Source organism: Curtobacterium flaccumfaciens UCD-AKU (assembly GCF_000349565.1).
Classification (GTDB): domain Bacteria; phylum Actinomycetota; class Actinomycetes; order Actinomycetales; family Microbacteriaceae; genus Curtobacterium; species Curtobacterium poinsettiae.
Genome location: NZ_KB714628.1, coordinates 99,236 through 122,927 on the forward strand (window position 1 = coordinate 99,236; position 23,692 = coordinate 122,927).

Consider the following 23,692-nt stretch of genomic DNA (forward strand, 5'->3'; position numbering starts at 1 on the left):
GCGGAGGCGCGGTGCGGGTCGTGCCCGCACCGCGCCTCCAGGCCGTGGTCGCGTCAGCGACCTACTTGGTCCACTTCCACTGGGCCGGGTGGAAGTTGGCGAGCGAGTCCTGGTCGAACCCGGACAGGCCCTTCTTGACGACCGAGATCTGGTAGTCGGGGCTCGGCAGCCAGATCACCGGCAGGTCCTTCGCGACCGCTGCGCTGTAGTCCTGCACGGCGGTGGCGTCGGTCGAGGTGGTGGTCGCGTCGATCAGGTCGTCGACCTGCTTGTTCGAGTAGCTGCCGAAGTTCGCCGAACCGCCGGTCTGGAAGAGCGACTCACCGGTCGGGTAGGCCGGGAAGTACCAGCTGCCCGCGGTGCCGAAGAACGACAGGTCCCAGTCGCAGCTGGCCTCGTCCGAGGTGCAGGTGGGGGTCTGCGACAGCACGCTCGACACCGGCGCGGTCTTGATGGTGAAGTCGATGCCGGTCTTCGCGAGCGAGGACTGGATCGCGCTCATCATGTTGTCGGTCACGGTCGAACCGGACTGCGACAGCACCTGCATCGAGAACTTCGTGCCCTGCTTGACACCCTCGCCGCACTGGCTGGCCGAGGTGCCCGGGTCGGTGCAGACCATCGTGCCGCCCTGCTCCTCCCAGCCGTGGCTGGTGAGCAGGTCCTTGGCCTTCGAGGTGCTGAACGGGTACGGGTTCGACTTCTGCACGTCGGAGACGTAGTCGGACTCCTGCGCCTGCGGGACGGGGCCGTAGGTCGAGGTCGCGGTGCCGTTGAAGACGACCTTCGACAGCGACTTCTGGTCGATCGACATCTGGACGGCCTGCCGGGCGTACAGCTGCTTGAAGACGGCGCCCATGGTCGGGTTGTTGAAGTTGTACGGCATGTACGTGATGGCCCAGCCGGTCCAGGGTTCCACGGAGTAGCCCTTCGCCGTGAAGGAGGACTCCTGGTCCATGTCGGTGGCGTTGATGTAGCCGTAGTCGACCTCGCCCGAGCGGACCGCGTTCACCTCGGCGTCGGCCGTGGTGAAGGGGAGCAGGTTGACCGTGGTGATGGCGGGCTTCTGACCGCCGTCGTACTTCTTGTTGGCGACGAGGGTGACGTTGCCGGCCGTGGTGAAGGTCTTGACGCCGTAGGGGCCCGAGATCGTCTTCCACAGGGGGTCGCTGGCGTAGTCGCTGATCTTGCCGGCGGCGGTGTTCAGGTACTTCCAGACCTGCTTCGCGCCGGCGGGGGTCTCGTCGGCGTCGGTGACCTTCGCGCTCGCGCTGGTCTTGTCCCAGGCGTGCTGCGGCAGCGGGATGATGTTGCTCAGCTGGTTGGCGAGCATCCAGTCCGAGTTGTACGCCTTGTCGAACGTGATGGTGAAGTGCGTGTCGTCGACGGCCTTGAACGAGGTCCAGTTGTCGGGCGCCTTGCCCTTGGAGTACCCGCCCCACTGCGCCTTGTTGGCCTTGATCAGGTTGAACCAGAACTCGACGTCGCGGCTCGTGATCGCCTCGCCGTCGGACCAGTGCCGGTCGCCGAGGGTCATCGTGACGCTCTTGCCGTCGTCGGCGAACTTCGCGTCGGTGGCGACGGAGCCGGCCTTGTTCCACGCGATCTTGCCGGTGGAGCCGTCGTACGCGACGAGCGGTTCGTACAGCGACTGGGCGATGGAGCCGTTGTTCGTGTTGAGGTGCGCGGCGGTGCCGATCGGCAGGATCCAGTTCGGCGTGAAGTTGGCGGGGAGCGCGTAGTCGATCTCGTCGGTCGATCCCGGCGAGGCGTTGCCGCCTCCGGAACAGCCGGCGAGCAGCGCGCTCACGGCGATCGCAGCTCCGGTGAGGAGCGCCCAGCGACGGGGCTTGGACATGCGGTGTCTCCTTGTGCGAGGGACTTCGGGGAGTGGAGCACGAGGTGCCGAGCGGCACGAGGACAGTTAAGGACCAAAGCCATTGGAAAAACAAACATCTCGATGTAAAAACTGCGTTACTGCGGAACGGTGGAAAGGGTGGACCACTCGATCCGCCCCGTAGGCTCGCCGCAGAACCGGGCATCCACCCGTGTCCTGTTCCCGTTCCGCCGGCAGCCGCCGGTGTTCCGTCCGGATTGGAGAAAGTCGTGGCCGATCTCAGCGCCCGCGTCCTCGAGCTCGTCGCCTCGGGGCAGGCCGCCAGCCGGACCGAGATCGCGAAGGTGCTCGGGGCCGCCCCGTCGACCGTCTCGCACGTCGTCGGCCAGCTCCTGGAACACGGGATCCTGGCCGAGGAGGGCACCGACGTCTCCACCGGCGGCCGCCCCCGCAAGGTGCTCCGCATCGGCGGCGTCGACGAGTACGCGGTCGCCGCCGACGTCGGCGGCGGACACGCGCGCATCGGCGTGGTGCTGCCGGGAGGCGCGCTCGAGTCGGTCGCGAACGTCCCGTTCGCGCTCTCCGACGGTCCGACCGCCGGGCTCCAGCGGCTGGCCGCGTTGCTCGAGCGGCTCGCCGACGACCGTGGTCGCGAAGGGCTGCGGGGCGTCGGGCTCAGCCTGCCCGGGCCCGTCGACGTCGTCGCCGGCGTCGTCGACCTGCCGAGCCGGATGCCGGGGTGGAACGGGTTCCCCGTGGCCGCCTGGCTGAGCGAGCGGTTCGGGCTGCCGGCGATCGTCGACAACGACGCGAACTGCATGGCGGCGGGTGAGCAGACCGTGCAGGACCCGGCTCGACGCCAGACCATCACGATCAAGGCGGGCTCGGCGATCGGCGCGGGCATCGTCATCGACGGCCGGCTCTACCGCGGGTCGACCGGCGCGGCCGGGGACATCACGCACGTGCGCATCGACGCCGCCGGGGACACCCCGTGCTCGTGCGGGAACACCGGGTGCCTCGAGACCGTGGCGTCCGGCGCCGCCCTGGTCCGCATCCTGTCGAACGCCGGGGTCGACGTCGCCTCGACCGCCGACGTCGTGCGGCTCGCCTCGGACGCGCACCCCGAGGCGACCCGCGCCGTGCGGATGGCGGGCAAGTACCTGGGCGAGGTGCTCGCCGCCAACGTGAACTTCTTCAACCCGGACGCCGTGTACCTCGGCGGCATCCTGTCGACCCTCGACCCCTTCATCGCCGCCGTGCGGAGCCAGCTCTACGAGAGCTGCCACCCGCTGATGACCCAGCACCTGGCGATCGAGCCGGTGTCGCTCGGCGCCGACGCCGGCCTCGTCGGCGCCGGGCAGTTCGCCCTGCAGCGGGGCCTCGCCGCCTCGCTCGAGGAGCTCTCCGCGCCCATCCCCCAGTCCACCACCAGGAACAGGAGCGTCCGTGTCTGAGACCGGTCCCGTCACCCCCGCCGTCCCCGCCTCCCCCGCCAGCGCCGCCAGCGCCGCCGGCGCCGGTCGCCCGGTCATCGCCATCGCCGGCCTGGCCATCGAGACCTCGACGTTCACCCCGACCCGGACCCACGCCCCCGCGTTCCACCCGGACCGCGGCGACGAGGCCATCACCCGCTACCCGTTCCTGGCGACCATGGCCGACCGTGCGGACTTCCGCGGTGCGCTCATCGGGCACGCACTGCCCGGCGGGATCGTCGACCGGGCGTCGTACGACGCGCTGGCCGACGAGATCGTCGAGCGGCTGGGTGCGATGGGGCCGGTCGACGGCCTCTGGTACGACATCCACGGCGCGATGGTGGTCGAGGGGCTCGACGACGCCGAGACGGACCTGCTCGGTCGCATCCGCCAGGTCGTCGGCCCCGACGTCATCGTGTCCGCGTCGATGGACCTGCACGGCAACGTCACGCGCGAGCTCGCCCACCAGGTCGACCTCGTCACCTGCTACCGGATGGCCCCGCACGAGGACACCCTCGAGACGAAGGAGCGCGCCGTCCGCAACCTCGTCGACGTGCTGACCGAACGGCCCGTCGGTGCGCAGCGCCCCGTGAAGGCCTGGATCCCGATCCCCGTCCTGCTGCCCGGCGAGCAGACCTCGACCCGGCTCGAGCCGGCGAAGTCCCTGTACGCGCAGGTCCCGCTCGTCGAGCAGACCGAGGGGGTGCTCGACGCCGCGATCTGGGTCGGGTACGCCTGGGCCGACCAGCCCCGCGACCAGGCCGTGACCGTCGTCACCGGGTGGGACGAGGCAGCCGTCGCCGCCGGCGCCGAGCGGCTCGCAGCGGCGTTCTGGGATGCCCGCGAGGACTTCGTCTTCGTCGCACCCACCGGCACGTTCGAGGAGTGCCTCGACGCCGCGCTCGCCCCTGGCGCCGCGAAGCCGTACTTCGTCTCGGACTCGGGCGACAACCCCACGGCGGGCGGCTCCGGGGACATGACGTGGGGGCTGACGCAGGTGCTCGCCCGTCCGGAGTTCCAGGACCCGTCGGGCCCCACCGTCATCTACGCGAGCGTGCCCGGCGCGGCCGCCGTCGCCGCCGCGGTGGAAGCCGGCGTCGGTGCGACGATCACCGTGACCGCCGGTGCGACGGTCGACCACGTGCACGCGGGTCCGATCACGATGACCGGTCGGGTGCACGCGATCAAGCAGGGCGACCGGGACGCCGAGACCGAGGTCGTGCTGCAGGTCGGCAGCGTGTTCGCGATCCTGACGAAGCTGCGGAAGCCGTACCACCACGAGCACGACTTCACCGACCTCGACCTGGCGCCGCGGCAGGCGGACGTCGTCATCGTGAAGATCGGGTACCTCGAGCCGGAGCTGTTCGACATGTCCGCCGACTGGATGCTCGCGCTCACCCCGGGCGGCGTCGACCAGGACCTGCTGCGCCTCGGGCACCACAGGATCGAGCGCCCGATGTTCCCCTACGATCGAGTGTTCCCGACGGCACCGGACCTCCGCGCCCGCATCGTCCCCGCCTCCAACGAACCGCTCGGAGCCCCTGCATGAGCACCACCGCCGCACTCGAGATCGCCGTCACCTCACCGGCCGGCGCGATCACCGCGCGGGACGGCGGCGCCGACCGCGTCGAACTCTGCGTCGGTCTCGAGCTCGGCGGGCTCACCCCGTCCCAGGCCCTGGTCGAGACGACCCACGAGACCGGGATCCCGGCGCACGCGCTGGTCCGCTGCCGCCCGGGCGGGTTCGTGCACTCCCCCGACGAGGTCGAGCTCATGGTGCGCGAGGTCCGCACGGTCCTGCGCTCCGGGGCCGCCGGCGTCGTGGTCGGAGCCCTGCGCCCCGACCGGACCCTGGACGAGGACGCCCTCCGCCGCTTCGTGGACGCCGCCCGCTCGGTCAGCACCACCGCCGAGATCACCCTGCACCGGGCGATCGACCACGCGATCGACCCCGTCGCCGCCGCCGGATCGCTCGCCGCGCTCGGGTTCACCCGCGTCCTGACCTCCGGCGCCGCCCCCACCGCGGTCGCCGGTGCCGAGACGATCGCGCGCATGGTCGGGGCAGCCGGGCCCGTCCAGGTGATGGCCGGCGCCGGCGTCACCCCCGCCGACGTCCGTGCGCTGCTCGCCACCGGAGCCGCCGCGGTTCACCTGTCGGCCAAGCGCCCAGCCGCCGGCAGCACGCACGCCGGGGTGCCGATGGGCGCCGGCGACGACGGTTCCGCGCACTTCGTCACCGACGCCGAGGTCGTCACCGCCGCACGGCGCGCGCTCGACGCCTGACCCGCTCGCCGTCACACGGGAATGGCGGCCGTCGGAACCCGCTTGACGCCCCCATGACATCGTCAGCAGCGCGCCGCGGGTGGCTCAGCGTCACGTCCGTCGCACTCGGGTCATTCGTGCTCGTCCTGTCCGAGTTCCTGCCCATCGGGCTGCTCCCCGCCATCGCCGACGACCTGGACGTCGACATCGGCACCGCCGGCCTGATGGTCGTCGCCACCGGACTCGTCGGCGCCGTCGCGGCACCGGTCGTCACCGTCCTGACCTCGCGACTCGACCGCCGGGTGGTGCTCGTGTCCCTGACCGTGCTGCTCGTGGTCGCCGACGGCCTGGCCGCGATCGCGCCGTCGTTCTGGGTGCTGCTCATCGCACGCATGCTGCTCGGTGTCGGCATCGGCGGCTTCTGGGCGATCGGTGCCGGGATCGCCGGGCGACTCGTCCGGCCGGAGCTGACGATCCGTGCGACATCGCTCATCACGGCAGGCGTCTCCGTCGCGACCGTCGTGAGCCTGCCGCTCGGCGCCCTCGTGTCGTCGCTCGCCAGCTGGCGCCTCGGCTTCGTGATCGGTGGGGCGCTCGGTCTCGTCGCGCTCGTCCTGCAGCTGGCGATGCTGCCGCGGATCCCCGCGCAGCAGCGGGTGCGGTTCGCCACGCTCGGGTCGCTGCTCCTCGTGCCCCGCGCCCGGGTCGGGCTCATCGCCGCGGCCTTCGTCTTCGCGGCCCAGTTCGCCGCGTACACCTACATCGCTCCGTACCTGCAGCAGCTCGTCGGTGTCGGCCCCGACACCGTGACGATCGCGCTGCTGGTGTTCGGCGTCGCGGGCATCGTCGGCAACTTCGCCGCGGGCTTCACCCTCGACCGCAGTGTCCTCGGCACCATCGGGGCGTCGAAGTTCGTGCTCGCGGCGGCCGTCGTCCTGCTGCCGCTGCTCGCCCACTCCGTCGTGGGGGTCTTCGTGCTGCTCGTCGTGTGGGGCCTGGTATGGGGTGCGCTGCCGCTCGGGATGCAGACGTGGATGTCGACGGCGTCTCCGGCCGGGTCCGAGACCGGGCTCGCGCTGTTCGTCACGACGATCCAGCTCGCGATCGCCGCCGGTTCGGTGCTCGGTGGGGCCGCAGTGTCATCGTTCGGTCTCGCTGCCGACTTCTGGCTGGCCGGTGGGGTCGCGGTCGTCGGTGCCGTCGTGCTCGTCGCGATGGGGCTGCGGAAGTCGAGCGCCGTGCCGGTGGTCGAGCCGGTCGCGGCCGAGCCGACGCCGACCGGCCCGGTGGCCGTCGCCTGCCCCTGACCGCCGTTCCGGGGCCCGCAAAACACCGGTGTTCGTGCTCTGAACACGCGAGAACCGCGGTTCGACAGGCGAACACCGGTGTTTTGCGAGCCGGACGGCGCGGAACCGGTCCCGACGGCTGAGCACGAGCGCTCCCTGATCTCAGAATCGACGCACCAGATTTTCTGAGATCAGGCCGTATCTCAGAAAATCTGGCGCCCGTATTCTGAGATCGACACCGTCACCTGCTCCGGCGTCCGCAAGACACCGGTGTTCGCGCGCTGAACACGCGCAGACAGCGGTTCAACGGGTGAACACCGGTGTTTTGCGGAATCGCCCCCACGGGCAGGGTCAGGTCAGCGCGACGATGCGGTCGGCTGCGGCGATCACCGCCGGGTCGTGGGCCGCGTGCACGACCACGACACCGGCTGCGGCCTCGTCGGCGAGCGCCGCCACCACGAGCGCCGCCGACTCAGCATCGACCCCGGCGGTCGGTTCGTCGACCAGCAGCACCCCCGCCCGCTGCGCCAGCCCGAGCGCGACGAGCGTCCGCTGCCGCTGCCCGCCGGAGAGCTCCTCGACCGGCCGGTCGGCAAGGTCCGTGATCGCCATCCGCTCGAGCTGCGCGTCGACGACCGCTCGGTCAGCGCGTCCGAGCGGCCGCCACCACGCGCGGTGCCGCCACCGCCCCATCGTGACGGCCGCGCGGACGGTGAGCGGGAGCGTGGTCGGCGGGACGGACTGGGTCACGTAGGCGACCCCGTCGGACGGGAGGCCCGTCACCCGCCCGGCGGTCGGCCGCACGACGTCCGCGACCACGTCGAGCAGCGTCGACTTGCCGGAGCCGTTCGGCCCGGTGAGCGCGGTGACGACCCCGGCGGGGAAGACCGCGTCCACACCGTCGAGGACGGTCCGGTCGCCGAGGACGGCCATCACCCGGTCCAGGTGGACGGCAGATCGGGGATCGGCGGGGGCGGTCGGCTCGGTCGCAGGCACCTGAGCACGCTATCAGTATCGATACTCGTTTTCATGTAGCGTCTCGGACCGTGACCTGGCTGACCGATCCGTTCTCCGTCGACTTCATGGTGCGCGCCCTGGTCGGCGGCTCCCTGGCGGCGGTCCTGTGCGCCGTCGTCGGTACGTGGGTGCTGGTGCGCGGCATGGCGTTCCTGGGCGAGGCGCTCTCGCACGGCATGCTGCCCGGCGTCGCGATCGCCACCCTGACCGGGGTCCCGCCGGTGCTCGGCGCCGCGGTGAGCGCGGGCGTCATGGTGCTCGGTGTCGGAGCGCTGCGTCGTCGCGCCCGACTGTCGTACGACACCTCGATCGGCCTGCTCTTCGTCGGGATGCTCGCGCTCGGGGTGATCATCGTGTCGTCGTCGCGGTCGTTCGCCACCGACGTCACCGCGATCCTGTTCGGGGACGTCCTCGCCGTCACCCGGGCGGACGTCGGCGGCCTCGCGATCGCCGCGGCCGTCGCCCTGGCCGTCGCCGTGGCGTTCCACCGGCCGTTCACCGCGCTGGCGTTCGACACCCGCAAGGCCACGACGCTCGGCCTGCACCCGCGCCTGGCCGAGGTCGTGCTCATCGCGCTCGTCACCCTGGCGGTCGTCGCCTCGTACCGGGCGGTCGGCACCCTGCTCGTCGTGGGCCTGCTGCTCGCGCCCGCCGCCGCTGCCCGCGCGTGGACCCGGCACGTGGCCTCGACGATGCTCCTCGGCGCCGGCATCGGTGCGGCCGCCGTGCTCGTCGGGCTCCTCGTCTCCTGGCACGCCGGCACCGCCGCCGGCGCGAGCATCGCCGCGGTCGCCGTCGGCGGCGTCGTGGTCTCGCGCGCCCTGGCCGCCGTCGTCCTGCGGCGCACCCCGATCCCGACACCGGCGCGCGCGGCCGCGCCGGCAGCACCACGATCCGCCGCACCGTCTCGAGAGGGAGCATGAAGCACTCGACCACCAACCGCGCCCCCGCGCGCATCCTGTCCACCATCGGCCTCGCCACCGGCCTGGCCCTCACCGTCACCGCCTGTTCCACGGGCGCCCCGTCGGCCGACAGCTCGACCGGCACCGCCCGTCCCCACGGCTACGTGGCGGGCGCGAGTGAGTCCCAGGAACCCCAGGTGCGCCTCCTGGCCGTGTCGGCGACCGGCGCGACCGCGCTGCACGACCTGCTCACCGAGGAGACCACCGAACTCGACGACGTGGACGCACCGGAGCACTCGGCGACCGACGGCCGGTTCCTCGTGACCAGCGACGCCGACCGCACGACGATCGTCGACGGCGGGTCGTGGACCGTCGACCACGGCGACCACACGCACTACTACGCCGCCGAGCCGCGGGTGGTGGGCACGATCGACGGCGGCGGCCGGGTCGCGGTGCACTCGTCCGAGACCATGACGACAATCACCTGGCCCGACCGAGCCGAGGCGGTCGTGCTCGACCGCGAGGCACTGGGACAGGGCGAGGTCGACGAGACCGCACGGATCGACGCGCGCGTCCTGCTGCCGATGGGCGAGCATCTCGTGGCGGCCGACGGCGACCGGGTCCGCGTGCTCGACGCCGACGGCGAGGCGACGAACGCCACCGACACCGACACCCAGGCCTGCACCGACCCCGCCGGCGGGATCGTCACCCGCGCCGGCGCAGTCGTGGGCTGTGCCGACGGGGCGGTCGTGGTGGACGACGCCGGCGAGACGTCGTTCGTCGACCTGCCCGACGGTGCCGAGCGGCCGACGGCCTTCGCCGCACGTGCCGGCCGACCCACCGTCGCCGGGCTGGCGGGCACCACCGGGTTCTGGCTGCTCGACGCGCGACAGGGTTCCTGGCGCCTCGTGCCGACCGAGCGGCCCCTGCGCGCCGTGGTCGCGGTGGACGACGAGGACGAGCACGTGGTCGGCGTCGACGACTCCGGCCGGGTGGTGGTCGTGACCGCCTCGACGGGGAAGGTCGCCACGACGAAGGCACTGGTCGACGCCAGCCCCGACGACGACGCCCCGCTGCTGCAGCTCGATGCCCAGCGCGCCTACCTGGCCGACCCCGCGGACGGCACCGTGCACGAGATCGACTTCGCAGACGGGGCCCGGGTCGCCCGCACGATCGAGCTCCCCGTCGCCCCGGTCGCCTTCGCCGAGGCCGGACTGTGACGCGCACCAGGGCCATGACCGCGGGCCTCGTCACCGCAGCGCTCGCCCTCGTCGCCACGGGGTGCGCCACCGCCGGCTCCGACCGGCCCCTCGTCGCGGTGACGACGAACATCCTCGGCGACGTCGTCAGCGAAGTGGTCGGGGACCGGGCCGACGTCATGGTCCTCATGCCGCCGGGCGCCGACCCGCACTCGTTCGAGGTCTCCGCGCAGCAGGCCGCACGGCTCCGGAGCGCCGACCTGGTGGTCGAGAACGGGCTCGGGCTCGAAGAGGGGGTCGCCCGGCACGTCGCGGCGGCGGCCGAGGACGGTGTGCCGGTCTCCACCGCCGGGGACGCGTTCGACCCGCTCGAGTGGACCACCGAGGACGACAGCGGCCCCGACCCGCACTTCTGGACCGACCCGGCCCGGATGGTCGACGTCGTCGAGGCCCTCGACCAGGACCTGCGCGACGCCGGGATCGAACCGGCCGGCACGGACGCCTACCTGGACGAGCTCCGCGACCTGGACGACACGATGACGACCGCGTTCAGCACCGTGCCCGAGGAACGCCGGGCGCTCGTCACGAACCACCACGTGTTCGGGTACCTGGCCGACCACTACGGCTTCCGGGTCGTCGGGGCGGTGATCCCGAGCGGGACGACCCTGGCCTCCCCGAGCGCCGCCGACCTGCGCGACCTGGCCGACGCCATCGACGAAGCGGGCGTCCGGACGATCTTCGCCGACGCCTCGCAACCCGCACGGCTGGCCGAGGTGCTCGCGGACGAGGTCGACCTGCACGTCGAGATCCGCCCGCTCGCGACGGAGTCCCTCACCGAGGACGGCGACGCCTCCACCTACCTCGGCATGATGCGCTCGAACACCGAGGCCATCGTCGACGGCCTGTCGACTGGTAAATGAGAATGAGAATCAATACAGTGAACGGCATGACGAACACGAAGACGCTTCGGGCCGTGTGGCCCGCCGCCCTGCTCGGTGCGGCCGCCCTGGCCCTGACCGGGTGCGCCACGGACACCGACGCCGGGTCCGACACCACGGACACCCCGAAGGCCGACGGGACCCGCATCACCCTGACCTACGACGGAGGACTGCTCGTCCTCGACCAGGACCTGCAGGTGGTGGCCGACGACCCGATCGACGGCTTCACCCGGGTCAACCCGGCCGGTGACGGACGCCACGTGCTCGTCACCGTGCCCGAGGGCTTCCGGGTCCTCGACACGCAGGCCGAGCCGGCCCTGACCGACGCGGTGTTCCCCGCCGACACCGGCGGCCACGCGGTCGTCCACGGCGACCGCACCGCCCTGTTCGCCGACGGCACCGGGGACGTGACGACGTTCGACCACACCGAGCTCGACGGCGCCGACCTGCCCGAGGTCGAGACGACGAAGTCCGAGGCCGCGCACCACGGCGTCGCGATCGAGCTCAAGGACGGCACGCTCCTGACCACCATCGGCACCGAGGAGAGCCGCTCCGGCGTGCGCGCCCTGGACGCCGACGGCGAGGAGATCGCCCGGTCCGAGCAGTGCCCCGACGTGCACGGTGAGGGTGCCGTCAAGGGTGAGGTCGCGGTGTTCGGCTGCACCGACGGCGCCCTGGTCTACGACGACGGCACGTTCGAGAAGATCGACGCCCCGACCGAGTACGGCCGCACCGGCAACCTGTTCACCACCGAGGACTCGTCCGTCGCCGTCGGCGACTACAACGACGACCCCGACAGCGAGGGCTACCTGCTCGACCAGATCGCCCTGATCGACGCGGCCTCGGGGAAGTACACCGTCGCGGACATGCCCGACGGCGTCGGCTTCACCTTCCGCGACCTGGCCCGCGGCCCCGGCGACGAGGCCGTCGTGCTCGGCGACGACGGTGCCCTGCACACCTTCGACGAGACGACCGGCGAGCCGCTCGAGTCGTACCCGGTGATCGACGCGTGGGACGGCCCGGCCGAGTGGCAGGACGCCCACCCCGCCCTGAAGGTCGCCGGTGACGTCGCCTACGTCACCGAACCCGCCGAGCAGAGGATCCACGCGGTCGACCTGACCACCGGCAAGGTGATCGCCTCGAGCGACGAGCTGCCGGGCGTGCCCAACGAGATCGCGGTCGCGTAGCGACGAGCGAACAAGCGGACGAGCGAACAAGCGACGGGGTCCGGAACACGACCCCGAGACGCAACAGGAGGCCCGTGGCGATCCCGCCACGGGCCTCCTGTCCGCTGTCAGCGCGTGGACCGCGCGACGTCAGCCGCCGTGCGTCAGCCCTTGACCGGGATCGACTGCGCCTTGAGTGCCGCGATGGTCTTGGACTGCCCGGACTCGAGCGCCTCGCTCAGCGTGCCCGAGCCGGACGCGGCCTGCCCGAAGCCGTCGGAGACGTCCGAGTAGGTCTGCGTCATCGTCGGACCCCAGGTGAAGGGCTGGATGTCCTTCGCAGCGGTGGCGAACTCCTCGTAGATCTTCTGGCCACCGTAGAAGTCGAGCCCCTGGGTCAGGGCCGGCAGCTCGGCGCCGGTGGTCGAGGCCGGGTACAGGTTGGCCTCCTTGTTCAGTGCGGAGAGCGCCTCGGTCGAGGTGTTCAGCCAGACCAGGAACTTCGACGCCTCGGCCGGGTGCTTGCTGCCCGCGAAGACGACGTTCGACGAACCGCCCCAGGCGGCCGACTTGGTCTCGCCGGACTTCCACTGCGGCATCGGGGCGACGGCCCACTTGCCCGAGGTCGACGGGGCACCGCTCGAGATGGTGTTCGCACCCCAGACCGCGGAGACCCAGGTCCAGTCCTTGCCGCTGTCGTAGGCGTTGTTCCACTGGTCGGTGAAGCTCGGCAGGGTGTTCACGAGCTTCTTGTCGATCAGGTCCTGCCAGTAGTCGGCGACCTTCTTCGACGCGGCGTCGTCCAGGTTGACCTTCCAGTCCTGGCCCGAGTTCTCGAACCACTGGCCACCGGCCTGCGAGACGAGCCCGGCGAACTGGTTGACGTCGCCCTTGGCGAAGTTGGTGATGTTGCCGCCGAGCTTCTTGATCTTCACGGCGTCCTCGGCGTACTCCTCCCACGTCTTCGGGGCGTCGAGGCCGGCCTTCTCGAACAGGTCCTTGCGGTAGTACAGCGCCATCGGACCGGAGTCCTGCGGCACGGCGTAGACCGACTTCCCCTCGCCGAAGGTGACCTGGTTCCACAGGCCGTCGGAGAAGTCCTTCTTCGCGTCGCTGATGCCGGAGCACGCGCCGATGTCCTCCAGGCCGCCCTGCACGCGGAACGCCGGCAGGGTGTCGTACTCGACCTGCCCGATGTCCGGCGCCTGCTTGGCCTTCAGCTGGTTGAAGAAGTTCTGGTAGGTGCCGCTGTTGCCGTTCGCGACGATCGAGACCTTGACCTGGATGTCCGGGTTGGCCTTGTTCCAGATCGCGACGACCTTGTCCATGTTCGGCACCCAGGTCGTGAAGTCGAGGGTGACCTTGCCGCCCGAGGGCTTGCAGCTGGCGGCCGCGGTGCCGGATCCGCCGCCGTTGCTGCTGCCGCCGGTGCTGCAGCCGGCGAGGGCCACGGTGGCGGCCACGGCGATCGCGGCGACGCTGAGGAACTTCGTTGTCTTCATGCTGTTTCCGTTCGGATGTGGTGTGGGGAGAGCTGGTTCGGGAAGGGGTGCGGGTCGGGGGCTACTTCAGGCCGCCGGAGCCCAGGCCGGAGCGCCAGAAGCGCTGCAGGCTCAGGAAGGCGACGAGCAGCGGGATGATCGAGACGAACGACCCGATGAGCACGAGGGTGCGCAGGTCCGGGTACTGGTTCACGCTCGAGTTCCACGTGTAGAGACCGAGGGTGACGGGGAACAGCGACGAGTCGCGGAGCATCACGAGCGGCAGGAAGAAGTTGTTCCAGACGGCGACGAACTGGAACAGGAAGATCGTCACGAGCGCGGGCGACATGAGCCGCACGGCCACGGTGAAGAACGTGCGGACCTCGCCGGAACCGTCGATGCGGGCGGCCTCGATGATCTCGTCGGGCACGCTCGACGCCGCGAACAACCGTGACAGGTAGACGCCGAACGGGCTGACGATGCTCGGCAGGAACACCGACCAGAACGTGTCGGTCAGGTCGACCTGGCTGAAGATGAGGAACAGCGGCAGGGCCAGCGCGGTCGCCGGCACGAGCACGCCGCCGAGGAACACGTTGAACAGGACCTCGCGGCCACGGAACCGGTACTTCGCCAGGGCGTACCCGCACATCGCGGAGAGCACGGTGCCGAGCAGCCCGGCGACCCCGGCGTAGGCGATGCTGTTCAGCAGCCAGCGCAGGTAGATGCCGTCCTGCCGCGTGAACAGCTCGACGAGGTTGCCGAAGAAGTCCTGCACCGAGGTGGCGCTGAACCACAGCGAGAACGTCGAGTTGAAGTTCGCGGCGGTCTTGGTGGACGAGACCAGCAGCCAGAAGATCGGCAGCAGGAAGTAGAGGGTGAAGACCCCCATCACGATCATCGCGGCGCTGCGTGAGATGACGCTCTCACGGGGACCGCGCGCTCCGCGCTGGCGCAGACGGGAGGCCCGGTTCGGCTCGAGCGGTCGGCCGACGTCGCGGACGAGGTCACCTGGGGACGGGGCGTTGACGGTCACTGGGCGGCCTTCCGCTGGGTCAGTCGGAGGAACCCGATCGACAGGACGAACGTGGCGACGGCGAGGACGACCGAGAACGCCGCGGCGAGGTTGAAGTTCGGCACCGAGGACGTCGAGTAGACGAGCATGTTCGGTGTGAACGTCGACGAGATGGTCGAGGTGAACTGCCGGAAGACGGTCGGCTCGGTCAGCAGCTGCAGGGTGCCGATGACGGAGAACACCGCGGTGAGCACGATGGCCGGCACGACGAGCGGGATCTTGATCGACAGGGCGATCCGGAGCTGGGACGCACCGTCGAGCTTCGCCGCCTCGTACACCTCGGCGGGGATCGCGAGGAGCGACGAGTAGATGATGAGCATGTTGTAGCCGACGTAGACCCAGGTCACGACGTTGGCGACCGCCCACAGCACGGTGCTGCCGCCGAGCAGGTCGACCCGCGAGGTCACCGCGGAGAACGGCGACAGGTCGGGGGCGTAGAGGTAGCCCCACATGATCGCGGCGATGACGCCGGGCACCGCGTACGGCGCGAAGAACGCCAGGCGGAAGAACCGCTTGCCGCGCAGCAGCGGGGAGTCGAGCAGCAGGGCGAACAGGAGCGCGAGCCCGAGCATCACCGGGACCTGCACGACACCGAACAGCAGCACGCGGAGCACCGAGCTCCAGAACTCGCCGTCCTGGAACACCAGGGCGTACTGGCTCAGGCCGCCGAAGACCTGCGTCGGGGCGCCGAACGTGCCCTGCCGCTCGATCTTCTGCAGCGACTCCCACACGGCGTAGAGGATGGGGACCAGGTAGAACGCCGTGAACAGGACGGCGAACGGCAGGACGAAGATCGCGATCGCGCGGCGGTAGCGGAACCCGCCGCCCCGGCGTCGTCGGGTCGCGCTGGGCGACTGTGCGGTGGTGGTCATGAGCGGTTCCTGTCGGTGCGGATGATCTGGGTCCCGCCTGGGGCGATGGCGGTGGTGCCGGTGACGGGGCGGTCGGCGACGAGTTCGTGGCCGGCCTCGTGGTGCTCGACGGTGCGGTCGGAGTGGTTCAGCAGGAAGACCCACTCGTGGGTGTCGTCGCGGCGACGGACGACCTCGAGCCCTGGGCGGACGGCGGGGTCGGCGTGCACCCCGGCCTCGTCGAGCACGCGGTGGACGAACCCGCCCAGCGCTGCGGTGTCGAGGACCGTGGACGTGTACCAGGCGGTGCCGGCGCCGTGCTCGTTGCGGGTCACGGCGGGGCGTCCGGCGAGGGAGCCCTCGGCGTAGTCGACGACGCTCGTCGCGCCGCGCAGCTCGACCGGCTCGGACCAGACGCTGCCGGTCGTGCCGTCGGACAGCGCGATCGTGGCGTCGGCGGCGAGCGGGAGGAACTCGTCCACCCGCACGCCGAGCAGGTCGCGGAAGGCGCCCGGGTAGCCGCCGGTGCGGACCCGGTCGCGCTCGTCGACGATGCCGCTGAAGCAGCTGACGACGGCGTGCCCGCCAGCGGCGACGTGGTCGGCGATGACGGCCGCGTGCTCGTCGCGCACCAGGTAGAGCTCGGGGACGACGACGAGCGCGTACCCGTCGAGGGGTGCTCCGGGGGCGACGACGTCGACGGTCACGCCGAGGTCCCACAGCGCGGCGTGGAACGCGTGGACCTGCTCCAGGTAGCGGAGCGCGGTGCTGGGGTGGGCCTCCAGGTCGGCGGCCCACTGGTTCTCCCAGCTGAAGACGAGCGCCACGTCGGCGACCACGCGCGACCCCCGCAGTTCGCCGAGCCGCTCGACCAGGGCGCCGAGCGCGACCACGTCGTGCCACGTCGTCGACTCGGTGCCGGCGTGCGGCAGCAGCGCGGAGTGGAACTTCTCGCTGCCCTGCACGGACGCGCGCCACTGGAAGAAGCAGACCCCGTCGGCACCGCGGGCGATGTGCGCCGCGGTGTTCCGGAGCATCTCCCCCGGGGCCTTCGCGACGTTGTGCGGCTGCCAGTTCACGGCACCGGTCGAGTGCTCCATGAGCAGCCACGGGGCGCCGCCGGCCAGGCCGCGGGTGGTGTCGGCGGCGAAGGCGAGCTCGACGTGCGGCCGGGGCAGGCGGTGGTCCAGGTAGTGGTCGTTCGCGATGACGTCCATGTCGCCGGCCCACGACCAGTAGTCGAGCGCCGTGATGTGCGCGGCGACCATGAAGTTCGTCGTGACGGGCTTGTCGCTCAGCTCGCGCAGGACGGCGGCCTCGGCGCGGTGGTGGCCGAGGAGCTCGTCGGACGAGAACCGGTCGAAGTCGATGGTCTGTGCCGGGTTCGTGAACGACAGCGTCGCGCGGGGCGGCAGCACCTGCTCCCACGCCGAGTAGCGCTGGCTCCAGAACGAGGTGCCCCAGGCGGCGTTCAGCGCGTCGACCGTGCCGTACCGGGCCTGCAGCCAGCCGCGGAACGCCTGGGCGGAGACGTCGCAGTAGCAGTGCGCGTTGTGGCAGCCGAGCTCGTTCGACACGTGCCAGAGCCGCACGGCGGGGTGGTCGCCGTAGCGCTCGGCGGTGGCGCGGACCAGGGCGAGGGCGTGCTCGCGGTAGACCGGGGAGCTCGGGCAGAACGCCTGGCGGCCACCGGGCCAGCGGGTCGTGCCGTCGGCGACGACGGGCAGGACCTCGGGGTGGCGGGTGGTGAGCCACGGCGGCGTCGAGGCGGTGCCGGTGCCCAGGTCGACCCCGATGCCCGCGCCGTGCAGCAGTTCGATGACGGTGTCGAGCGCGGCGAAGTCGTACTCACCCTGCCGGGGTTCGACGTGCGACCAGCCGAAGACGTTGATCGCGACGAGGTTCACGCCGGCCTCGCGCATGAGCCGGACGTCCTCGACCCACACCTCGGGGTCCCACTGCTCGGGGTTGTAGTCGCACCCGAACGCGAGGCCCGTCGAGCCGAGGCCGAGCGCGCCGGTGGCGGTCGTCGGCAGGGTGGTGGTCGTCACGGGGATCCTCGCTGATCGGGGCGACCCGCCGCCTCGGCCGCGTGCGACCCCTTCGACGGCGAAGGCCACCCAGTGTTCTGGGAGCGCTCCCAGGCCGCACCGGGGATCAGGGCCGGAGGTTTCTGGGAGCGCTCCCAGATCAAACACCAGCGGCTGCACCCTGTCAACTGCGAGGCGTTCCGAGGGCTCCTCAGCGGCGGATATGGTTGCCCCATGTCCGAGGTCCGATCCGCTCGTCAGCGCGCCACGATCCAGGACGTCGCGGACGAAGCGGGGATGTCCCGCGGCACCGTCTCACGGGTGCTCAACGACGAGCCGTACGTGTCACCGAAGGCGCGCGAGGCCGTGCAGGACGCCGTCCGACGTGTCGGCTACGTGCGCAGTGCCGCCGCCCGCAGCTTGGTCACCCGGCGTTCCGGGGCGATCGCGCTCATCGTGCACGAACCCTCGGTCGTGGTGCTCGACGACCCCAACATCGGCAACATCCTGATCGGCACGAACGCCGTGCTGTCCGACGCCGACCAGCAGCTCGTCACGATCATGGTCGACTCCGCCCGCGACAGCGAGCGGGTGGTCGAGTACCTGCGCGGCGGCTTCGTCGACGGCGCCATCGTGCTGTCCGCCCGCGACGGCGACCCGATCACCGGGGCGATCGAGGAGATCGGCATGCCCGCGTGCTTCGTCGGACACCCGTCCGACGCCGCGAACATCTCGTACATCGGCATCGACAACCGCGACGCCGCCGAGCAGATCACCCGACGGCTGGTCGACACCGGCCGACGACGGATCGGGATGCTCGCCTCCGGGCTCGACCGCGACTCCGGCCAGGACCGCCTGGCGGGGTTCACCGCGGCCCTCGGCGAGCGCTTCGACCCCGACCTCGTCGCCCGGAACCCCCTGTTCAGCTACACCGCCGGCGCCGAGGGCATGCGCGAGCTGCTCGAGCGGGCCCCGGACATCGACGGGGTGTTCGCCGCGTCGGACGCCGTCGCCGCAGGCGCCATGGACGTCCTGCAGCGCAGCGGCCGGAGCGTGCCGTCGGACGTCGGTGTGGTCGGGTTCGACGACAGCGCCTGGGCGCTGCGGTGCGACCCGCAGCTGTCGACGGTGCGGCAGCCGGCGCGCCTGCTCGGCGAGCAGGCGGCACACCAGGTCCTCGAGCAGATCGGCGGCACCGACGACGGCCCACGCGGTCTGCTGTTGCCGACGGAGGTCGTCTGGCGCGGGTCCGCGTAGTCGGCCGCGGACGGACGGGAGGCCCGTGGCGGCGTCGCCACGGGCCTCCCGTCCGTCCGTGGGTGCGTTCCGCACCCGGCTGGGTCAGCCCTGCGGCGGCGAGTAGAGCTGCAGGTCGTTGCCCTCGCTGTCCTTGAAGGGGATGATCTTGCCCCACGGGTGCTCGCTGATCTCGCCCTGGATGTCCGCGCCGCGCTCCTTGAGCGAGGCGACCTCGTCCTCGATGCTGCCGTCCGGCTGGAACGACACGACGGCGCCGCCGTCGCTCGCCTGGCTGGCGGACTCGCGTCCGTTCAGGCCGATCATCAGACCACCGGCGTCGATCTCGCTCCAGTCGTCGGACTGGTCCTTGACGGTGAGACCGAGCGTGTCGCGGTAGAACGCGACGGCGCGCTCCATGTCGCTGACCGGGACCCAGACTGCTGCGACTCCACTTGCCATGGTGTCTCCTCTCGTCGTGGTGTGCCGTGGACGGTAGGCAGCGCGCGTGCACGCCGGTACAGGGTCGGTGTCCCCCGGCGCCGGGTCAGCCCGCCGCCGGACGCCACATGCTGATCGGGGTCGCCGCGCGGAACCCCGCGATCGGCGCGCCGTCCGCGAACCCGTGCCGTCGGTACAGCCGGCGGTTCACCGGGGTGGACGACTCCAGGTAGGCGCCCCGGGACGACCGGTCGGCGCGTTCGAGTGCGTGCCCGAGCAGCAGGCCACCGACGCCACGACCCCGCGCGGCGGCCGACACCCCGATCTCGGTGAGGTACCAGTGCGGGGTCATCGGGCGGGCGCGCTCCATGCGGCGCAGGTGCGTCACGGCGCGGAGCGCACCGCGGATCCCGAGCGTCCGGAGGAACTCGGGCACCTGTCGAACGAAGGCGCCGAAGCCGCCGGTGTGCCGACCGGGCGCCTGCCAGAACGCGGCGCCGACCACGCGGTCACCGATCGTGGCGACGTCCACCCGACGACCGGTCGTCGGCACCGAGCGGATGAGGGCCGCGAAGAGGCGGGCCAGCACGGCGGGACGGTCCTCGCCGGATCGGGGCGGTCGGAACTCGGCGAGCACCGGGTCGTCGGCGAAGGCCTCGGCCAGGACGGCTGCGGCCGCCTCGAGTTCGGCGGGTCCTGCTGCTCGGACGACGGTCTCCATGGTGACTCCTCGGGTCGAACGACTTGGCCACTTGGCCGACTTCATCTTGGCGCGCCTTCCTGCACGCGCACCGGGCACTTTCCGAGAGGATGGAGGGCAGATCGCGGGCGCTGCCGGTGCGTGAATCGGCCATCGCAGCCTTTCGCACCCCTGACCTGCAAACCGACCGTAGAAGCGCTCCGAATGTCATGTGTGCCGCACACTGCGGCGCGTACAGAAAAGAGGGCTGATCATGACCAGCAGCGCAGCAACCGCACGCACCGGCTCCGGCTCGACGTGGACCCAGCGGGGCGCGTTCGTCTTCGGTGTCGTCTTCCTGATCGTCGGCATCGCCGGGTTCATCCCCGGACTCACCATGGACATGGGCTCGATGTCCGTGGCCGGCCACGGCTCCATGGCCCTGCTCCTGGGCCTGTTCCAGGTGTCCGTCCTGCACAACATCGTGCACCTGCTCTTCGGCATCGTCGGGCTGCTCGCCGCCCGCCGTGCAGCCTCAGCGCGCCTGTACCTCGTCGCCGGCGGCATCGTCTACGCGGTGCTCTTCGTCTACGGGCTCTTCACCGCGGGCATGGCCGGTGGCGCGAACTTCGTGCCGCTGAACAGCGCAGACAACGTGCTGCACGCCTTCCTCGCCGTCGCGATGATCGTGCTCGGTTTCGTCCTGCCGCGGATCGGCACGCGCACCGCGCGCTGAACCGCAGCACACACCGGACGGGAGGCCCGTGGCGACACCGCCACGGGCCTCCCGTCCGTCGCTGCCCCCGGTCGCGCCCCCTGGCAGGCATCGCGCCCCTGTGCGTCGGGGCGCGATGCCCGAACAGGGGCGCGACGCGCGAAGGCACCGCGCTCCGCACCGTGACCGTGGCCGAACCCGACCGGCGTACTGTCCGCTGCATGCCCGCACTCATCGACACGTTCACCCTGTCCAACGGTCTGCACATCCCGAAGATCGGCTTCGGCACGTGGCAGATCCCGTCCGGCACCGACGCGTACGACGCCACGAAGACGGCCCTCGAGCTCGGCTACCGCCACATCGACACCGCCCTGGCGTACGGCAACGAGGCGAGCGTCGGCGAGGCCGTCCGCGACAGCGGCATCCCCCGCGACGAACTCTTCATCACCACGAAGCTGCCGGCCGAGATCAAGACGGCCTCGGACGCCCGCGACGCCTTCGAGGAGTCGAGCAACAACCTCGACCTCGGACACGTCGACCTGTACCTGATCCACGCGCCGTGGCCCTGGAGCGACATGGGCTCCGACCACCGCGACGGCAACGTCGAGGTCTGGAAGGTCTTCGAGGAGCTCTACGACGCCGGCCGCACCAAGAGCATCGGTGTCTCGAACTTCGCCGTCGCCGACCTCGAGGACCTGCTCGGCCGCACGGACGTCGTCCCGCACGCCAACCAGATCCGCTGGTTCATCGGCAACACCCAGGACGAGACGACCGCCTTCGACCGCGAGCACGACATCCTGACCGAGGGCTACTCGCCGCTCGCCACCGGCGGCCTGCTCGAGAACGAGCAGATCGCCGAGATCGCGGCGAAGTACGACAAGACCGTCGCCCAGGTCGCCATCCGCTACCTGCTCGAGAAGGACGTCCTGCCCCTGCCGAAGTCCACGACCCCGTCGCGCATCGCCGAGAACGCCGACGTCGACTTCGTGCTCGCCGCCGAGGACGCGGCCGCGCTCGACGCGCTCGAGGACACCGCGAGCTGACGCGGCCCCACCCCGGACGGGAGGCGCGGTGCNNNCTGGCACCGCGCCTCCCGTCGGTACACGGCCGAGTCACGGGCGAGGCGCAGCCACCGTGCGGACGCACCGTGATCTCGGCTACGAAGTTCCGGTCCTCGTACTCGAGGTCGTCGTCGGGGGCGTTCATGACCGTCACGGCGATGCCGGTGTCGAGAAGGATGTCGGTGCGGGTTCCCTGCCCTTCGTCGTCCGGGGTGGCTTGGAGCGTTTGGCGCCCCTTCACGAGGCACCTTTGCGGGACAGGTGTACGGGAACACCCCCGGTCAGGCGGCAGTAGGCAACGGAAGGCGTCGAAGGTGACAAGTGGGGTGTAGCGGCGATCCACCGGCTATCGGGCAGTCGGGAGCAATCGTCTGTGACTGCTGCGTCGACTGGTGACTTTCGCGACGGAGCTTCGAGCGAAGTCCCTCACGAGCTCGCCTACCGAGCCTGGGGATCCGCCCGACAAGCGTCCTCTCGTGTTTTTGGGTGCTAACGTTTTGCTGTTAGCACCCAACGGGTGCCCGATGACTCAGTAGGAGCAACCATGTCCGTCCAGAAGCCCACCTCGGTCCAGATCGCCGACCTCGCAGCGGAGATCGGTTACACCGACATTGCTGCTTCCCCAGAGGAGTACACCGCGATGATCTCCGGCATGGTCGGCGTCCTCGACGTCCTCAACGCCATCCCGGAGCCCGAGGTCCTCGTCAGCCGCGACACCGTCGACTGCACAGTCCCGACCGCCGACGAGGACCCGCACCACGCATGGGAGGTGCGCACCTCGATCCCGGGCGCCGAATCGGGCCTGCTGGCCGGAGTACGTCTCGGTGTGAAGGACAGCATCCTGGTCGCCGGCGTCCCCATGCGTAACGGTTCCAAGGAGCTCGAGTCCTTCGTGCCCAACGAGGACGCGACAATCGTGACCCGTGCCCTCGCGGCTGGCGCCGAGGTCATCGGCAAGACCACCAACGAGTACTTCTGCATGTCCGGCGGAAGCCACACCGCCGCGTCCGGCGTCGTGCACAACCCCCACCGCATGGGCTACTCCTCCGGCGGATCCTCCAGCGGCAGTGCTGTTGCACTCGTCACCGGCGACGCAGACATGACCTTCGGCGCCGACCAGGCCGGCTCGATCCGCATGCCCGCCTCCTGGTCCGGCGTCGTGGGCCTCAAGCCCACCTACGGCCTGGTGCCCTACACCGGCATCGGTACCCTCGACGGCTACTTCGACCACGTCGGCCCGATGACCCGCACCGTCGCTGACAACGCCCGCCTCCTCACCGTCATCGCCGGCTCCGACGGCATCGACTTCCGCCAGAAGGACATCGTCGGCGGCGACTACCTCAGCCGGATCAACGACGGCGTCAAGGGGCTCAAGATCGGCGTCCTCACCGAAGGATTCGGCACCGAGAACGCCGAGGCGATGGTCGATAAGACGGTCCGCGACACCGTCGAGGCCCTCCGCCAGCAGGGCGCGATCGTCGAAGAGGTCTCCATCCCGCTGCACTCGCTCGGGGGCGCCGTGTGGACCGCGATCGCGATCGAGGGCATGGCCGAGACGGTCCTGCGCAACCAGGGCCTCGGCTTCGGGCGCCCCGACTACTACCCGGTCGACATGATGCAGCACCTGTTCGACCACAAGAGCGACGCCGACGCGCACCCCGCGAACGTCCGTCTGTTCACTCTCGTCGGTAAGTACGTCGACCAGCAGGCCGGCCGCCTGCACTACGCCAAGGCCGTCAACCGTGCCCGCACCCTCCGCGCTGCCTACGACGCCGAGCTTGCGCGCTTCGACGTGCTGGTCACCCCGACCACCCCGCAGACCGCACGCCCGCTCCCCGACCCGAACCACGGCGCTGGCGCAGCGATCGGCGCTTCGATCGAGATGTCGACGAACACGACCCCGTTCAACATCACGCACCACCCCGCAATCAGCGTCCCGTGCGGCACCGTCGACGGGCTCCCGGTGGGCATCCAGCTGATCGGCAAGCACTTCGACGAGGCGACCCTGTTCCAGGTCGGACAGGCGATCGAGAACCTCTAACACCCCGGC

20 protein-coding genes are annotated in these 23,692 nt (G+C 70.9%); 12 read left to right on the forward strand and 8 right to left on the reverse strand.

The window, feature by feature from the left end; all coding sequences use genetic code 11:
• Positions 1–61 precede the first annotated feature (61 nt).
• Positions 62–1,855 carry a peptide ABC transporter substrate-binding protein gene (locus H489_RS30440; protein WP_017887593.1) on the reverse strand — a complete coding sequence of 598 codons (1,794 nt, stop codon included), beginning with the start codon at positions 1,853–1,855 and terminating at the stop codon, positions 62–64.
• Between the two features lie 248 nt (positions 1,856–2,103).
• Here H489_RS30440 and H489_RS30445 point away from each other — a divergent pair, with 248 nt between their 5' ends.
• Genes H489_RS30445 through H489_RS30460 form a run of 4 tightly spaced genes read left to right on the forward strand, consistent with a single transcriptional unit; the run spans position 2,104 to position 6,875 of the window.
• The gene (locus tag H489_RS30445) at positions 2,104–3,288 is read left to right on the forward strand and encodes an ROK family protein (RefSeq protein ID WP_017887594.1); all 1,185 of its coding nucleotides are present in this window, start codon (positions 2,104–2,106) and stop codon (positions 3,286–3,288) included.
• The gene (locus H489_RS30450) at positions 3,281–4,855 is read left to right on the forward strand and encodes a M81 family metallopeptidase (protein ID WP_017887595.1); all 1,575 of its coding nucleotides are present in this window, start codon (positions 3,281–3,283) and stop codon (positions 4,853–4,855) included. Before H489_RS30445 ends, H489_RS30450 begins: the two co-directional genes overlap by 8 nt.
• On the forward strand, positions 4,852–5,589 hold the full coding sequence (locus H489_RS30455) for a copper homeostasis protein CutC (RefSeq protein WP_017887596.1): 738 nt from the start codon (positions 4,852–4,854) through the stop codon (positions 5,587–5,589). Before H489_RS30450 ends, H489_RS30455 begins: the two co-directional genes overlap by 4 nt.
• Positions 5,590–5,642: 53 nt before the next feature.
• Complete coding sequence (locus tag H489_RS30460) at positions 5,643–6,875, forward strand: MFS transporter (protein ID WP_017887597.1); 1,233 nt, start codon at positions 5,643–5,645, stop codon at positions 6,873–6,875.
• Between the two features lie 330 nt (positions 6,876–7,205).
• On the opposite strand, the gene H489_RS30465 is transcribed toward H489_RS30460, so the two are convergent.
• Complete coding sequence (locus tag H489_RS30465) at positions 7,206–7,850, reverse strand: ATP-binding cassette domain-containing protein (protein ID WP_235045683.1); 645 nt, start codon at positions 7,848–7,850, stop codon at positions 7,206–7,208.
• A gap of 50 nt (positions 7,851–7,900) precedes the next feature.
• Between H489_RS30465 and aztB the strand changes: the two genes are divergently transcribed.
• From aztB to H489_RS30485, 4 genes are read left to right on the forward strand one after another with little or no spacing between them, the layout of a single operon-like run.
• Positions 7,901–8,794: a zinc ABC transporter permease AztB gene (gene aztB, locus H489_RS30470; RefSeq protein ID WP_017887599.1), complete on the forward strand. Its 894-nt coding sequence runs from the start codon at positions 7,901–7,903 to the stop codon at positions 8,792–8,794.
• On the forward strand, positions 8,791–9,993 hold the full coding sequence (locus tag H489_RS30475; RefSeq protein ID WP_017887600.1) for a hypothetical protein: 1,203 nt from the start codon (positions 8,791–8,793) through the stop codon (positions 9,991–9,993). Before aztB ends, H489_RS30475 begins: the two co-directional genes overlap by 4 nt.
• 14 nt (positions 9,994–10,007) lie before the next feature.
• Positions 10,008–10,892 (forward strand): metal ABC transporter substrate-binding protein, encoded by an 885-nt coding sequence (locus H489_RS30480; protein WP_020381113.1) that lies wholly within the window; start codon positions 10,008–10,010, stop codon positions 10,890–10,892.
• 26 nt (positions 10,893–10,918) lie between these two features.
• Positions 10,919–12,097 (forward strand): hypothetical protein, encoded by a 1,179-nt coding sequence (locus tag H489_RS30485; protein ID WP_031260003.1) that lies wholly within the window; start codon positions 10,919–10,921, stop codon positions 12,095–12,097.
• Between the two features lie 143 nt (positions 12,098–12,240).
• Here H489_RS30485 and H489_RS30490 read toward each other — a convergent pair whose 3' ends face one another.
• The 4 genes from H489_RS30490 to H489_RS30505 all read right to left on the reverse strand — a co-directional run bounded on the left by H489_RS30490 (position 12,241) and on the right by H489_RS30505 (position 17,531).
• Positions 12,241–13,578, reverse strand: a complete 1,338-nt coding sequence (locus H489_RS30490) for an ABC transporter substrate-binding protein (protein WP_017887604.1) — start codon at positions 13,576–13,578, stop codon at positions 12,241–12,243.
• A 61-nt stretch (positions 13,579–13,639) separates the two neighbouring features.
• The gene (locus tag H489_RS30495; protein ID WP_017887605.1) at positions 13,640–14,590 is read right to left on the reverse strand and encodes a carbohydrate ABC transporter permease; all 951 of its coding nucleotides are present in this window, start codon (positions 14,588–14,590) and stop codon (positions 13,640–13,642) included.
• Positions 14,587–15,501, reverse strand: coding sequence for a carbohydrate ABC transporter permease (locus H489_RS30500; protein ID WP_017887606.1), 915 nt, complete (start codon positions 15,499–15,501; stop codon positions 14,587–14,589). Before H489_RS30500 ends, H489_RS30495 begins: the two co-directional genes overlap by 4 nt.
• Positions 15,498–17,531: a beta-galactosidase gene (locus H489_RS30505; protein ID WP_017887607.1), complete on the reverse strand. Its 2,034-nt coding sequence runs from the start codon at positions 17,529–17,531 to the stop codon at positions 15,498–15,500. Before H489_RS30505 ends, H489_RS30500 begins: the two co-directional genes overlap by 4 nt.
• Positions 17,532–17,744: 213 nt before the next feature.
• Between H489_RS30505 and H489_RS30510 the strand changes: the two genes are divergently transcribed.
• Positions 17,745–18,767, forward strand: a complete 1,023-nt coding sequence (locus tag H489_RS30510) for a LacI family DNA-binding transcriptional regulator (RefSeq protein ID WP_017887608.1) — start codon at positions 17,745–17,747, stop codon at positions 18,765–18,767.
• Positions 18,768–18,851: 84 nt separating this feature from the next.
• Here H489_RS30510 and H489_RS30515 read toward each other — a convergent pair whose 3' ends face one another.
• Both H489_RS30515 and H489_RS30520 read right to left on the reverse strand, forming a co-directional pair.
• Positions 18,852–19,208 carry a VOC family protein gene (locus H489_RS30515; RefSeq protein WP_031260007.1) on the reverse strand — a complete coding sequence of 119 codons (357 nt, stop codon included), beginning with the start codon at positions 19,206–19,208 and terminating at the stop codon, positions 18,852–18,854.
• An 85-nt stretch (positions 19,209–19,293) separates the two neighbouring features.
• Positions 19,294–19,908, reverse strand: a complete 615-nt coding sequence (locus H489_RS30520; RefSeq protein ID WP_017887610.1) for a GNAT family N-acetyltransferase — start codon at positions 19,906–19,908, stop codon at positions 19,294–19,296.
• A gap of 232 nt (positions 19,909–20,140) precedes the next feature.
• Between H489_RS30520 and H489_RS30525 the strand changes: the two genes are divergently transcribed.
• The 3 genes from H489_RS30525 (at position 20,141) to H489_RS30535 (ending at position 23,683) form a co-directional block, all read left to right on the forward strand.
• Positions 20,141–20,602: a DUF4383 domain-containing protein gene (locus H489_RS30525; protein ID WP_017887611.1), complete on the forward strand. Its 462-nt coding sequence runs from the start codon at positions 20,141–20,143 to the stop codon at positions 20,600–20,602.
• A gap of 200 nt (positions 20,603–20,802) precedes the next feature.
• Positions 20,803–21,624: an aldo/keto reductase gene (locus H489_RS30530; protein ID WP_017887612.1), complete on the forward strand. Its 822-nt coding sequence runs from the start codon at positions 20,803–20,805 to the stop codon at positions 21,622–21,624.
• A 562-nt stretch (positions 21,625–22,186) separates the two neighbouring features.
• Positions 22,187–23,683: an amidase gene (locus H489_RS30535; protein ID WP_017887613.1), complete on the forward strand. Its 1,497-nt coding sequence runs from the start codon at positions 22,187–22,189 to the stop codon at positions 23,681–23,683.
• Positions 23,684–23,692 lie beyond the last annotated feature (9 nt).

Coding starts and splice junctions, on each gene's coding strand:
- H489_RS30440 (WP_017887593.1), bottom strand. CDS start 1,855: ATGTCCAAGCCCCGTCGCTGGGCGCTCCTCACCGGAGCTGCGATCGCC.
- H489_RS30455 (WP_017887596.1), top strand. CDS start 4,852: ATGAGCACCACCGCCGCACTCGAGATCGCCGTCACCTCACCGGCCGGC.
- H489_RS30460 (WP_017887597.1), top strand. CDS start 5,643: ATGACATCGTCAGCAGCGCGCCGCGGGTGGCTCAGCGTCACGTCCGTC.
- H489_RS30475 (WP_017887600.1), top strand. CDS start 8,791: ATGAAGCACTCGACCACCAACCGCGCCCCCGCGCGCATCCTGTCCACC.
- H489_RS30480 (WP_020381113.1), top strand. CDS start 10,008: ATGACCGCGGGCCTCGTCACCGCAGCGCTCGCCCTCGTCGCCACGGGG.
- H489_RS30485 (WP_031260003.1), top strand. CDS start 10,919: ATGACGAACACGAAGACGCTTCGGGCCGTGTGGCCCGCCGCCCTGCTC.
- H489_RS30490 (WP_017887604.1), bottom strand. CDS start 13,578: ATGAAGACAACGAAGTTCCTCAGCGTCGCCGCGATCGCCGTGGCCGCC.
- H489_RS30500 (WP_017887606.1), bottom strand. CDS start 15,501: ATGACCACCACCGCACAGTCGCCCAGCGCGACCCGACGACGCCGGGGC.
- H489_RS30510 (WP_017887608.1), top strand. CDS start 17,745: ATGTCCGAGGTCCGATCCGCTCGTCAGCGCGCCACGATCCAGGACGTC.
- H489_RS30515 (WP_031260007.1), bottom strand. CDS start 19,208: ATGGCAAGTGGAGTCGCAGCAGTCTGGGTCCCGGTCAGCGACATGGAG.
- H489_RS30520 (WP_017887610.1), bottom strand. CDS start 19,908: ATGGAGACCGTCGTCCGAGCAGCAGGACCCGCCGAACTCGAGGCGGCC.
- H489_RS30525 (WP_017887611.1), top strand. CDS start 20,141: ATGACCAGCAGCGCAGCAACCGCACGCACCGGCTCCGGCTCGACGTGG.
- H489_RS30530 (WP_017887612.1), top strand. CDS start 20,803: ATGCCCGCACTCATCGACACGTTCACCCTGTCCAACGGTCTGCACATC.
- H489_RS30535 (WP_017887613.1), top strand. CDS start 22,187: ATGTCCGTCCAGAAGCCCACCTCGGTCCAGATCGCCGACCTCGCAGCG.